9 protein-coding genes are annotated in these 13,456 nt (G+C 67.8%); 4 read left to right on the forward strand and 5 right to left on the reverse strand.

Going from position 1 to position 13,456, the window contains the following annotated elements; all coding sequences use genetic code 11:
* Positions 1-44: 44 nt before the first annotated feature.
* Positions 45-1,862 (reverse strand): type VII secretion AAA-ATPase EccA, encoded by a 1,818-nt coding sequence (gene eccA, locus ON39_RS05130; RefSeq protein ID WP_040731570.1) that lies wholly within the window; start codon positions 1,860-1,862, stop codon positions 45-47.
* Between the two features lie 198 nt (positions 1,863-2,060).
* Between eccA and eccD the strand changes: the two genes are divergently transcribed.
* Genes eccD through ON39_RS05145 form a run of 3 tightly spaced genes read left to right on the forward strand, consistent with a single transcriptional unit; the run spans position 2,061 to position 8,934 of the window.
* Positions 2,061-3,515: a type VII secretion integral membrane protein EccD gene (eccD, locus tag ON39_RS05135; RefSeq protein WP_040731572.1), complete on the forward strand. Its 1,455-nt coding sequence runs from the start codon at positions 2,061-2,063 to the stop codon at positions 3,513-3,515.
* Positions 3,508-4,887: a type VII secretion-associated serine protease mycosin gene (gene mycP / locus ON39_RS05140; protein WP_040731575.1), complete on the forward strand. Its 1,380-nt coding sequence runs from the start codon at positions 3,508-3,510 to the stop codon at positions 4,885-4,887. The genes eccD and mycP overlap by 8 nt, the downstream gene beginning before the upstream one ends.
* Before the next feature lie 15 nt (positions 4,888-4,902).
* Positions 4,903-8,934 (forward strand): type VII secretion protein EccC, encoded by a 4,032-nt coding sequence (locus ON39_RS05145; protein ID WP_040731578.1) that lies wholly within the window; start codon positions 4,903-4,905, stop codon positions 8,932-8,934.
* A gap of 630 nt (positions 8,935-9,564) precedes the next feature.
* On the opposite strand, the gene ON39_RS49610 is transcribed toward ON39_RS05145, so the two are convergent.
* A complete protein-coding gene (locus ON39_RS49610) occupies positions 9,565-9,867 on the reverse strand; it encodes a transposase (protein ID WP_169335859.1) in 303 nt (100 codons plus the stop codon).
* Between the two features lie 119 nt (positions 9,868-9,986).
* Here ON39_RS49610 and ON39_RS05155 point away from each other — a divergent pair, with 119 nt between their 5' ends.
* Entirely contained in the window at positions 9,987-10,559 is a 573-nt protein-coding gene (locus tag ON39_RS05155) for a GNAT family N-acetyltransferase (RefSeq protein WP_040731581.1), read from the forward strand.
* A gap of 8 nt (positions 10,560-10,567) precedes the next feature.
* On the opposite strand, the gene ON39_RS05160 is transcribed toward ON39_RS05155, so the two are convergent.
* From ON39_RS05160 to ON39_RS05170, 3 genes are all read right to left on the reverse strand, one after another.
* Positions 10,568-12,016 (reverse strand): NF041680 family putative transposase, encoded by a 1,449-nt coding sequence (locus ON39_RS05160; protein WP_040731583.1) that lies wholly within the window; start codon positions 12,014-12,016, stop codon positions 10,568-10,570.
* Between the two features lie 108 nt (positions 12,017-12,124).
* Complete coding sequence (locus ON39_RS05165) at positions 12,125-12,337, reverse strand: hypothetical protein (protein WP_040731586.1); 213 nt, start codon at positions 12,335-12,337, stop codon at positions 12,125-12,127.
* 103 nt (positions 12,338-12,440) lie between these two features.
* Positions 12,441-13,397 (reverse strand): Rpn family recombination-promoting nuclease/putative transposase, encoded by a 957-nt coding sequence (locus ON39_RS05170; RefSeq protein ID WP_040731589.1) that lies wholly within the window; start codon positions 13,395-13,397, stop codon positions 12,441-12,443.
* Positions 13,398-13,456 lie beyond the last annotated feature (59 nt).

Here is a 13,456-nt window from a genome sequence, read left to right on the forward strand (position 1 = left end):
ACCGCGCGTTTCGATGGGTGCCGTCAGTCAGCACGGCAACGAGATCAGTTGAGTGCGGCGCGGACGATCTCCAAAGCCTTGCGCATGTCCTCACCCTCGATACGCATCAACGTGTCCTCATCCAACGACCGGGGATCGAGATCCTCATCCATCGCGAGACGGTATTCCCGTTCCTCCTCGGCACTCTCGATGACATTGCGGATGAACCGCCCGTTGCCCGCGAGGTCGACGCCGCGACGCGGCAGTCCGCTCTGATCGGTGCGTTCGGTCGCGTACAGCTCCGCGCACGCTTCCCGCAGAATCTCGACCGCATCGTCCGACAGCGACGAATCACGCTTGCGGGCAATGAATTTGCCGATGTCGCGGAGTTCGTCGGGCGAGTACGAGTCGAACTTCACGCGTTTGGCGAAGCGGGAGGCGAGACCGTCGTTGCTGGCGAGGAAGCGATCGATCTCGCCGTCGTATCCGGCGATGATCACCACCAGCCGGTCGCGGTCGTTCTCCATGCGCGCGAGCAACGTGTCCACCGCCTCGCGGCCGAACGCGTCACCACCGGACAGCCCGGTCTGGATCAGCGTGTACGCCTCGTCCACGAACAGCACACCGTCCATGGCGGAGTCGATCAGCGCATTGGTCTTGATCGCGGTGGAACCCAGGTGCTGGCCGACGAAGTCCGAGCGCTTGGCCTCCACGACCTTGTCGGTCTTGAGCAGCCCGAGACCGCAGTAGATCTTGGCGACCACGCGGGCGATGGTGGTCTTGCCGGTGCCGGGCGGCCCGGTGAAGGCCAGGTGCTGCCCGCGCGGCATGCTGGTGAGCCCCTTCTCCGCGCGAATCTTGGCCATGGTCGCCGAGGACTGCAGCTTGGCGACCTGAACCTTCACCGCCGCCAAGCCGATCTGCGCGTCGAGTTCCGCGCGGGCGGCGGCCAGGATAGCCTCGGCCCGGTCCTGGTGCTCCCGCTCGGCGGCCTCGTCCAGGGACGGCGCGGACGCGGGATCCCAACGGTCGGTGCGGGATTCGATCTGCTCGCGGGTGGTGACCACGATGCGGAACGTCGGATCCTGCATGGCGCGCGCGTTCGAGGCGAAACCGGGCACCTGGCTGTACACGGTCTCGAACAGCGACCGTGCCTCGTCCTCGTGTCCCTGCTCGCGCAGCGCGAGTCCGCGGCAGTACATGGCCGCGGTGCGGGCGGCCGGGATCGGGCCGCGCTCGGCGAGCTCGAGGCGGCGGGTCGCCTCGCCGAACAGGCCGAGATGCGCGCACGCGGTGCCGACCATCACGTGCGCGCCGACGGCCATGTACTGGTCCTGCCACTCCGCCGACCCGGCCAGTACCGCCATCACGTCGGGCCACAGCTGGGCGGTGAAGTACAGCACGCCGCGGGCGTAGGCGCAGACTCGGTCGTCGAGGACGCGGTCGGGATCGTCGGCGAGTTTCTTGCGGCGCTCGTCCAGCTCGTCGAGCACCTGCTGGGCCTCGTCGAACTGCCTGTCCTCGAGCAGGCGCATGGCCTGCGCGATCCAGATCTCGGTGAGGCCGGCGACCGGATAGTCGATGTACTGGCCGATCTGGCAGCGACCGGCCAGCTGGCGCGGCGGCAAGCCGAGTCTGCGTTGTTCACGCATCAGCGAGGTGGTCGAGGTGCGGTGCAGGTGCCGGAACACCTCGTTGGACTCGTCGCCCGCGGCGAGGCGGCCCAGCCACGCGTCGCACATGTCGGGGTCGAGCTCGGTGGCGCGGCGGAAGGCCACCTTGGCGTATTCGAGGTTCTTGGTGGCCTGCTGGCCGTCGACCATCAAGCCCAACGACAGCACACCCGCATCGAAGACCTGTTGCGCTTGACGAATCGCTGACATGCGGCGGAACCTAGCCGCAATACGCTGGCGCGTCACTCCGCGCGGGTTCCCGCGCACGCCGCATTCACCGGCGATTAACCGCGCGAATTCGCCTATGCCGCAGAACCGCACGTCGCCGCCCGCCCCGGGTTACGACTAGGCAAACTCACTGTTCGGACGATGCGACGAGCCGGCTCCGTTGTTAATTTCCCGAACGTGATGGAGTCCACGGCGATCGAGCCGCAACTGTGCCGTGTCTCGGTGATCGGCGGCAACACCCAGGTGGACGTGGTGCTGCCCGCCACCATCCCGATCGCGAATTTCATCCCGGATGTGGTGGTGCTCATCGCTTCTCGCAATCCCGACCTGTCCGAGCACGAGGACAACGGACCGCTCGCCGCCCAGCACTGGACCCTGGCCATGCCCGGCCGGACCGCGATCGACCCGGAACGCACGCTGACCGAGGCCGAGGTGTTCGACGGCGACCTGCTCGTGCTGCGCGCGGTGGATTCGGTCGAGTCGCCGCCGCTGTTCGACGACGTGATCGACGCCGTCGCCCGGTTGACCGACGACTCCTTCCGCGGCTGGTCGGGTGAGGCGGCGGGGCGGGCCGGGATGGTCGGCGCGATCACGGCGGTGGTCGGCACGTGTTTTCTGCTGCTGTTCGCGGCGGCCCGCGGGTGGGGCATCGTGGCCGGGTCGGCGGGCCTCGGACTCGGCCTGGTGATCCTGATCGGTGCCGCGCTGGTCGCCAAGAAGTACTCGGCGACCGCGCCCGCTACCGTTCTCGCGCTGTGCGGCCTGCTCTTGATGGGAAGCGGCGCAGCGGCTTTCGTGCCCGGCCGCCCCGGCGCGCCGCACCTGCTGCTCGGCTGCGCCGCCGTCCTGCTGCTCACGGTGATCGCGATGCGGGCGATCCCGGTGCGTTCGACCATGTTCACCGGCGTCCTCACGGTCGCGACATTCGGCACCGCCGCCGCGGGCACGGTGACGCTTTGGGACATCGCGCCCCTGCAGGTCGCGGCGGGCACCATCGTCTTCGCGCTGCTCGGCATCACCCTCGCTCCCCGTATCGCGGTGGCGTCGGCGCGGCTGCCGGTGCCGCCGGTGCCGACCGCGGGCGGCGCCATCGACCCTCGCGACCACGAACCGCGCCCGACCATCGAGGGCATCGGCGCGATCGGCGCGACCGCGATTCCGTCGGCGGCCGGACTGGGCGAAAGGTCGAGGCAGGCCAACGACTTTCAATCCGGAATGATCTTCGGCATCGTCGCGGTCACCGTGCTCGCGACCGTCGTGACCGTCGCCTCGGCCACCGAGCACCGCTGGCAGTGCGCGGCGCTCGCCGCCGCGGTCGGCGTCGTACTCGCCAGGCGCGGAAGGGCTTTCGCTGACCTGACGCAGGCGGCGGTGCTGGTAGCCGGTGGCTGTGCGGCCCTGATCGTTCCGGTCGTGCTGTGGGGGGTGCGGACACCGGAGCTCACCCTGCCCGCCGCGGGTGGGCTGCTGCTCGTCGCGGGGCTCGCCATGCTGATCGGGGTGGCGGGGCCGAATATGGAGGTGTCGCCGGTCGTGCAGCGCGCGGGCGAGATCTTCGAGTACGCCCTGATCTGCGTCATCGGCCCGCTCGTCTTCTGGATACTCGACATCTACGCCATTGCCCGTAATGCGTGAAGCCCGCAGTGTTTTCGTCGCCGCCCTTGCGCTGGTGCTGGCCGTCGCACCCGTCGGCTCAGCGCTCGGAATTCCACCGCCGGTGGTCGACCCGGGCTCGCTGGTCACGAATGCCCCAGTGGCGCCGCCTGTTCCATCGGAGCAACGGCTGCTGTGCTCGCAACCGACCTGGACCGGGCCCGCGCCGGTGGGAGTGCCCGCCGTGCAGAAGCTGCTCGGGCTCGAGCACGCCTGGCAGTTCAGCAGGGGCGAGGGCCAGACCGTCGCGGTGATCGACACCGGCGTCGCCCCGCACCCGCGGCTGTCGGTGCGGCCCGGCGGGGACTACGTCTCCGATTCGGACGGCACCGCCGACTGCGACGGGCACGGCACCCTGGTGGCGGGCATCATCGCCGCACGGCCCGACGGCGGCGACGGATTCTCCGGCGTCGCGCCCGCGGCCGCGATCCTCAGCATTCGCCAGACCAGCCTGGCCTATCAGGCCAAGAACAGCTATCGCTCCGACGATCCCGGCGGGATGTCGGCGGGCGGCTACGGCACCGTCGACAGCCTCGCCAACGCGGTGGTGCACGCGGTCGACAGCGGCGCGACGGTCATCAATATGTCCGCGGTGTCGTGCCGGCCCGCGGGCGCCGACGCGGTGGACGGGCGGCTCGGCGCCGCACTGCGATATGCCTTCGAGCACAACGTCGTCGTGGTCGCGGCGGCGGGCAATCTGCAGCAGCAGGGTGCGTGCAAGGACCAGAACGGAACCGCCGGTTGGGATGCGGTGCGGACGATCGCGACACCGGCGTGGTTCTCGCCCTATGTCCTGTCGGTGGCGTCGGTGGAGCCCGACGGGTCGCCCTCGCCCTTCACCCTTTACGGCCCTTGGGTTTCCGTCGCCGCGCCGGGCAGCAATCTGATATCGCTGGACAGCACGCCGGGCGGCACCGGATTGGTCAACGGCACGCCGCAGGCCGACGGTCAGGTCGCGCCGGTGAGCGGCACCAGCTTCGCGAGCGCGTACGTCTCGGGTTTGGCGGCCCTGGTGCGCGCCCGCTTTCCAGACCTCTCCGCCCAGCAGGTGATGGACCGCATCGTCCGCACCGCCCACGCGCCGGGCAGCGGCCACGACGTCCGCACCGGCGCGGGCCTCATCGATCCGGTCGCCGCGCTCACCGCGGTGGTGCCGCCCGCCTCGGATCGCGATCCGGCGCAGGGCGTTTCGATCGCCGGCCCGACGCCGCCCGCGTTCGTGAGCCCGTGGCCGCGGCGCATCGGCCTCGCGGGCGCGGTGAGCTGTTTGGCGCTGCTGGCGCTGGTGCTCACCCTGTCCATTCCGTTCCGGCGCGAACAGCGCAGGCCCCTCGTCCTGCCGGGCGACGACTAACCGAAGGAATTGCCTGTGGGCACAAAGGGTTTCATCCGGCTGGCCAGAATCGCGCCCCCGCGCTCGCCGGGCGGCGAGGTCATTCTGAACGCACCGCCGGAGATCACCGCGCCGATCCCGGCGCCGCTGTGGCAGCGGTTGCTGCCGGTGGTGATGGTCGTCGCCATGGTGGGCATGATGGGGCTGATGTTCACCATGGGCGGCAAGTCCATGTTCAGCAACCCGCTCACCATGATGTTCCCGATGATGATGCTCATGTCCATGTTCGCCAGCCGGACGGGCGGGAGCGGCAAGAAGGCCGCCGAGCTCAACGAGGAACGCAAGGACTACTTCCGCTACCTCGACCAGTTGCGCCGCGACGTCCGCACCACCGGCACGGATCAGCGCGAGGCCCTGTTCTGGAGCCACCCGCACCCGATCGACCTGCACGCGCTGATCGGCACCCGGCGGATGTGGGAGCGCAGGCCCTCCGATCCCGACTTCGGCCACATCCGGATCGGCGTCGGCAGTCATCGCCTCGCCACCAAACTCGTGCGGCCGGAAACCGTTCCGCTGGAGGACCTGGAGCCGGTGGCGACGGTGGCGCTGCGGCGATTCGTCCGCACGCACTCGGTGGTGCACGGCCTGCCGACCGCCATCTCGTTGCGCGCGTTCCCCGCGGTGAACGTGGAGGGTCCGCGCGAGCACGGCCGGGCGCTGGTCCGGTCGATGCTCATGGAGCTGGCCACTTTTCACGGTCCGGACACCATGATCTTCGCGATCGTCACCGCCGATCCCGACGCCGAGGCGTGGAGCTGGACCAAATGGCTTCCGCACCTGCAACATCCACGCGACACCGATCGGATCGGGACCGCGCGCATGCTGTACGAGTCGTTGTCGGAACTGGAGACCTCGCTGTCGGAGGATCTTCTCGAACGCGGCCGGTTCCTGCGCAACGCGCCGACTACGGCGGGCAGACTGCACCTGGTCGTGGTGATCGACGACGGTTACGTCAGCGGTTCCGAACGCACCATCAGCGACGCCGGGCTCGACTCGGTGACCGTGCTCGACCTGACCGCGCCGCAGACCGGCCTCGCGGTCCGGCGCGGACTTCAGCTGGTGGTCGAGGAGACGGTGATCGGCGCGCGCACCGGCGGGTCCGTGGAGAACTTCGCCGGTCCCGATCGCGTAAGCCTCGATGTCGCCGCCACTTTCGCGCGCGGCATGGCTCGCTATCGGATCGCCACCAGCGCGCAGGTCGTCGACCTCGGCGCGGAGGTGAGCACCGATCCTGGGCTCATGGCGATGCTCGGCGTCGCCGATGCCGCGACCATCGATGCGGACGCGGTGTGGCGGCCGCGGTCGGCCCGCGAGCGGCTGCGGGTGCCGATCGGCGTCACCCCCGACGGCACCCGGGTCGAGATCGACATCAAAGAGTCCGCCGAGAACGGCATGGGCCCGCACGGGTTGTGCATCGGCGCAACAGGTTCGGGCAAGTCCGAGTTCTTGCGCACGCTGGTGCTGTCGATGGTGACCACCCACTCCCCTGATCTCCTGAACCTGGTGCTGGTCGACTTCAAAGGCGGTGCAACGTTTCTCGGGCTCGACCCGCTGCCCCACGTGTCCGCGGTGATCACCAACCTCGAGGAAGAACTCTCGATGGTCGACCGCATGCGCGACGCGCTGGCCGGCGAGCTGACCCGCAGACAGGAACTGCTGCGGGCGGCGGGCAACTTCGCCAACGTCACCGAGTACGAGAAGGCCCGCGCCAACGGCGCGCCGCTCGACCCGCTGCCCGCGCTGTTCATCATCGTCGACGAGTTCTCCGAATTGCTCTCGCAGAAACCGGATTTCGCCGAGCTGTTCGTGATGATCGGCCGGCTCGGCCGCTCGCTGCGGGTGCATCTGCTGCTGGCCTCACAGCGGTTGGAGGAGAACCGGCTGCGCGGCCTCGACTCGCATCTGTCGTACCGGATCGGGCTGCGCACGTTCTCGGCGGGCGAGTCCCGGCAGGTGCTCGGCATCACCGACGCCTATCACCTGCCCGCCCAGCCCGGTGCCGGGTATTTGAAGAGTGATTCGTCGGATCCGTTGCGGTTCAACACGACCTACGTGTCGGGGACGTACGTGCCGCCGGTCGCGGGGCGGGCGATCGGTCCGGCGGCGGCCGCGGCCGGGGCGGTCGACCTGTTCACCGCGGCCGCCGTCGAGGTCGTCGAGCCGAGTACGGAAGAGCAGCAACCCATCCCGGTGGAGCTGCCCGATCTCAGCGAACTCCTCGGCGAGGCGCCGCCCGCCGGGCCCGAGCGATCGCTGCTCCAGGTCGTGGTCGACCGGCTGACCGGGCACGGCAGGCCCGCTCACCAGGTGTGGCTGCCGCCGCTCGACATCTCCCCCACCGTGGATATGCTTCTCCCCGAGCAGGATTGGCGTTCCGAGGCCAACCAGAACGGCAACCTGTGGCTGCCCATCGGCATCGTCGACAAGCCCTACGAACAGAAACGGGACGTGCTGGCCATCGATCTGGCCGGCGCCCAGGGCAACGTCGCGGTGGTCGGTGGTCCCCAGTCCGGCAAGTCGACCACGCTGCGCACCATCATCCTCGCGGCCGCCGCCACCCACACCCCGGAACAGGTGCAGTTCTACTGCCTCGACTTCGGCGGCGGCACGCTGGCCGCGCTGACCGGGCTGCCGCACGTCGGATCGGCGGCCGGACGCCTCGAGGGCGACCGGGTCCGGCGCACCGTCGCCGAACTCAGCGTGCTGCTGCGCAGGCGCGAGGCGCGCTTCCTGGAACTCAGCGTGGAGAACATGCGCGAATTCCGCAGGCAGAAGGCGGAATTGGCGCAGCTGCCCGCCGAACAGCGGGCCGCCAGTCCGCTCTCCGCCGACAACTTCGGCGACGTTTTCCTGGTGATCGACGGCTGGGCCGCCTTCCGCGAGGAGTTCGACCTGATCGAGGGCCAGGTGCTCGCGCTGGCGGCGCGCGGACTCTCCTACGGCATCCACCTCATGCTCGGCGCCAACCGGTGGGCCGAGATCCGGCCCAATGTGAAGGATCAGATCGGCACCAGGATCGAGCTGCGCCTCGGCGACCCGTCGGACTCGGAGATGGATCGCCGTGCGGCCGTGAACGTTCCGATCAACCGCCCCGGCCGCGGCATGACCGGCGACAAGCTGCACATGCTCATCGCGCTCCCCCGCCTCGACACCGACGTGCGGCCCGATACACTCTCCGACGGCATCGCCGCCGCCAAGGCCGAACTCACCGACTTCTACGGCGAGCAGCGCGCACCGGGCGTGCGGATGCTGCCCGGCGAACTCGACCGCGACCAGGTGCTGGCCACCGCCCGCGAGATGGACATGCGCCTGGACAACAAACGGGTGCTGATCGGGCTCAGCGAGTCCGAGCTGGCACCGGTCGTGCTCGACTTCGAGGAATCGCCGCACCTGCTGGTCTTCGCCGATGTGGGCTGTGGAAAGACGACTCTTCTGCGCAATATCGCGCAGGGCCTCGTGGAAAACTCGCACCCCAACGAGGCGCGGGTCATCCTGGTCGACTATCGCCGCACCATGCTCGGCGCGATCGACGGACCGCACCTCGCCGGCTACTCCACCTCCGCCCAGACCTCCGTGCCCACGCTCAAGGAGGTCGCCGGGTTCGTGTCCCAGCGCCTGCCCGGTGCGGACATCACGCCCACCGAACTGCGTGAGCGCAGCTGGTGGACCGGCCCAGAGGTGTATGTGATCGTCGACGACTACGACATGGTCGCCTCCAACAACCCGCTGCTCCCACTGCTGGATCTCCTGCCGCAGGCGCGCGACATCGGGCTGCACGTCATCATCGCCCGCCGCTCGGGTGGCGCGGCGCGCGCCCTCTACGATCCGGTGTTGGGGCCGATGAAGGATATGTCGGTGGACGGGATTCTGATGAGCACGCCGAAAGATGAGGGCGTCTTGCTCGGGGATGTTCGGCCGGCGCAGTATCCGCCTGGGCGTGGGCTGTTGGTGTCGCGGACGCGTGGGCGCGATCTCATCCAGATCTGCCACCTGCCGGACGTGGGGTGAGGGGTTGACCGAGGCGGTCGGCTGCGACGGGCAGTTGGCGACGGCCGCTTATGGTCGGCTTCGCCGATTCTTGTCCGGAAGAATAGGTCGTCAGGTAAGGCGGCGGTGGTGTTTGCCCCGGTGATGTCTACATCGCCTGTGGCGCAGGACATCCCGTGGGCGAGGCCGACAGGGTGTGGGGTAGGTCGAGGTGTTGGCGTCGAGACTCGGTGCCCTGCCGCCTGCGCCGCCTTTGCGTTTACGGTTGGCGATCTGATCGGCCCGCTCCGGAATCACGACTTTGTTTCGCCTGCGCCGCAGAAGCTTCCGGTTCGCCCTCGACGAGTACGCCTTGTCACCGATCGACTCGTCAGGGGTCGTGCGTGGCGCCCCGCCGCCGAGCGAGGCACCACAACACTGTCGAGCACCTCCGGCAACATCGGGCTGTCGGTGGCCTGACCGGGCGTCACGAGCACGGCCAGACCGTGCCCGTTGCCGTCGGTTACCAGATGTGCTTTGGTGGTGAGCCCGCCGCGGGAACGGCCGATCGCATGGTCGGCCGGTTCGTCGCACAGATTCTTGTAATTCGACCGGCCCCCTGTAGGTTCGCGCCGTGCTGGTGCACCCGCATGATCGAGGAGTCGATCGAGGTCACCCAATCCGATTGCCGGTGGCATCAGCCAGGGTCAGCAACGCAGTCAGCACCCGATCCCAGGTGCCGTCACCGGCATAATGGCGGTGCCGCTTCCAGACCGTCTGCCACGGCCCGAACACCTGCGGCAGGTCCCGCCACGGGATCCCGGTCCGCAACCGATACAACATGGCTTCGACCACCCTGCGGTTGTTGGCGAAGTGACGTCCCACGCGGCCTTGTGATTTCGGGAGCAGCAGCTCCAGCAACTCCCACTGCTCATCCTTCAGCACCTTATACCGATCACCAACCGCCGAGACCACGGTTGATAGTGGAATCCACACGGCGGCTCGCCTGATGACCGGGTGCCGAAAAGCGTTGGACGGCGTGGCGGATACCGGACAGGATGACAGCCGACTGTCGTGGTGGGAGGTGCTTGCTGGTGGATGTTTTCCTGAAGACCGACCGCCTGGTGCTGCGTCGGTTCACCGACGCCGACGTCGACAACCTGGTCCGGCTGGACAGCGATCCCGCTGTTATGCGGTTCCTGACCGGCGAACCCACACCGCGAGACGAGATCTATTACCAGGTGCTGCCTCAGATCCTGCGCGACTACCAGGTGAGTTCGGCGGGACGTTTCGCCGTCATCGAGCAATCCTCCGGAGCGTTCGTGGGCTGGCTGTCCCTGCAGCCTCCGCAGGACGGCAGCGTCGCCGAGGTGGAACTCGGCTACCGGCTCGCGGCGTCGGTCTGGGGCCGCGGCTATGCCACCGAGGCGGCGCGGGCGTTGATTCACAAGGGGTTCGCCGAACTCGGTGTCGGGCGAGTATGGGCCCAGACCATGGCGGTCAACATCGCGTCTCGCCGTGTCATGGAAAAGTCCGGCCTCACCTACGTCCGGACATTTCATCAGCACTTCGATGATCCACTTCCCGGCACCGAACATGGTGAGGTCGAGTACGAACTCCACCGAGCTGACTGGGCGCAGCGGGAATCATTAGGAGACATAACCTAGCTTGAGTTTTAACCTGTTCGGCGTGGTCGTGGCCCTGCTGGTGTTGGTGGGTGGGGGTTGCTGGTGGTCTTGAGGTGGACGTCGTGGCGGGGTGCGGGTTGCTGGTTGCGGCGGCCGGCGGGTCGGCCGGGGCCGGGACGTGAGGGTTTCGGTGCGCTGGCTGGGCAGGCGATGTTCTGGCGGAGGTGCCGAAATACCCGGCGGATGCGTGCGGGTGTGAGTTGTTGTGCGGCAACGGGTTTCTCCCATGGTCGCCGATGATCGCGTGCGAGTCCGCAGGCCAGGCGCAGTTGGGTGTAGGCGGTCAGCAGCATCCAGGTCCAGCGGTCCGCGCTGGCAGGGTCGCGGGGTTTGGGGGTGGTCCAGCCCAGTGTTTGCTTGAGCATCCGGAAGGTGTGCTCGATATCGAACCGGCGCAGGAACGCTTGCCAGAGCAGATCGACGGTGACGGTGTCGAGGTCGGTGCCCGAATGCCACAACCAGACCGGTTTCGGTGTCGCGCCGCTGGGCAACCGTGCGACGTCGAGGCGGATCACGGTGCCCTCGATGACGGGGAGTTTTCCGGCGGCGGCGATCCAGGACGAGCGGTGGGTCAGCCGGGGATGCAGCCGGTCCCACGACCGGGCATGCGCGGATCCGTAGAGCCTGGTCTCGGTGCGTGTTTCGGTCGCTGGTTCACCCCAGGTCGCGGGGTCGCCGAACACGAACTCGCCGCCGTGGCGGGGCGGGCGGCCCTTGGTGCCGGGCAGCCAGGGTGGTGCCGCACGGCGCAGGACGCGGTCCGAGCGCATCCGGGCCAGCACCCTCACGGGCAGATCCGACAGCAGAAACGCCAGGCGAGGTCCGTCATAGCCGGCGTCGGCGACGATCCAGATGTCGGGATCGCCGCAGCGCCACTGACCAGCGGCGATCAGATTGCCGATCACCGACCGTAGCTGGGCTGCGGTGACCTCGGCGGCGTCGTCGCCGGGCGCGAGCCGGACCGCGTCCAGCGGTGCGGTCCAGGAACTACGGCCGGTTTCCAGCGCGCACACCACCGAGAACGGCCAGCCCGGGATCATCTGGTGAGTGTTGCGGGCCCGGCCGTAGGTGTGACACAGGATCCGCTGCGCACTGGTGTGGGCTTCGGGCCGCAGCCAGCAGGTGATGTCCACCGCCAGCACCAGCCGACCGTCCGCGGCCCGGGGCAGCGGCACCGCCGCCAGCGCCCGCCGCAACCGCTCCACATCGATCCGGCCGCGCCCGAGCGCCGCATACACACTGCCGTGCCCGCGGCGATGCCCCGCAACCAGCGACAACTCCGGCAGCGACCGCACCGGGCCGTCGGCGCACAACACCGCGTCGATCAACTCGAACACAGCATCAGCACGGGCGGTCACACAGTGATACAACTCCCGCCGGAACGCCGACAGCTCCCTGGAAGCACCGGCAGCACCGGCATCGTGCACACTATTCACTGAAGCCCTTGGTCGAGATTCTTTCTGTCGCAAGATGAATCATCAACCAAGGGCTTCGCTCAAGATCGACCGGGGCCCGCCTGACCAGCCTTGAGGTTAAAACTCAAGCTAGTCGCCGGACATGTCTTTCATGGTTTTGGCGGTGAGGATGCGGCCCAACCAAGCACTCATCTGTTCCTGATCCGCATTGAACACAGTGTCGATGATATGGCTGGGCGGCCACCCAGACTTGTGAGTCACCAGCTGGAGCAAGGCCTTGGCGCGTCCGAGGGCGACACCTCTGGCGTATCCTTCGGCATGCAGCTGGTCAGCGGTTGTCATAGTGGCCTCCCCTTGGCTCTGGCATCGAGCTACTACGGCATCTCTGGTCGATGTGCCGTCTCCTATTTCCACTGACCGGACTATCTTGCCCAGTCCGCCGAGGTTATGCCCCGAAAACCTCATCCAGGTTGTCGGCCGTCAGAACGAGACGGAGCCAGGCACTCACCTGCTCTTGATCCGCTTTGTGCACAGCGTCGACGATACGACCAGGCACCGACCCGAACTTTTGAGTCAGCTGGATGAGCAAGGCCTCGGTAAGTCCTTCGGCACGGAGCTGGTCGGCGGTGGTCATGGCGGCCTCCTTGGCTCGGGGACCGAGCTGGTCGGTCAATGATTCCAGGTCCTCTGCGGTGGTTTCACCGACGGTAATAATGTACGTGAACATCGTGATCAGATCATCTCTGCCGCCGGGCTGCTCCTGCATCGCCCGTACGTCCTCTAGCAGGGGTTTCATGTCCGCCTCGAGGTGGGGATTGCCGGGGGCGATCTGCTGCAACACCAGCATCACCAACGCCGCGGGAGTCAGTTTCCTGGCCCGCAACGCGTCCATGTCCATGGTGGCGACGTCATCGAGCAGGAACCGCAACCGCGGCAGCCACGGATCCATCGCCGAACGGGCCGGTTCCTCCACATCGATCAGGTCATACACCTCGGTCTCAGCGTCCCACGCCCGCCCGGTGCTGTTGTTGTGCAGCACCACCGGGATCACCGGCGGCAGCGTTGGGGCCTTCGGGTTCTGGCGCAGGTAGTAGCGCCAGATATCGACCAGATAGCCCAGCATCCGCAACGCCATCATGCGGTCGACGCGGCTCTGATGCTCCAAGAGCACATAAATGTAGGCCTCGCGGCCCGCCATGCGGGTGCGGTAGAGGATGTCGGTGTAGCGGGAACGTAATTCCCTCGAGATGAAACTGCACGACAGCAGCTCCATCACCGACCAATCCACCAGCTCCGCAAGGTTCTCAGGAACCGCGCCACGAATCGCACACACCGCGTCGGACGAGCGGGTCAGCACCCGACGGAAATAGGTGTCATGCGGATTGTTCGGCGCATCGGACATGCCGCGAAGATTACTCGATCACACCGACAAACACGAATTCCGCATCCGCGCAACGTTCC

Source organism: Nocardia tenerifensis NBRC 101015 (genome assembly GCF_000308715.1).
Classification (GTDB): domain Bacteria; phylum Actinomycetota; class Actinomycetes; order Mycobacteriales; family Mycobacteriaceae; genus Nocardia; species Nocardia tenerifensis.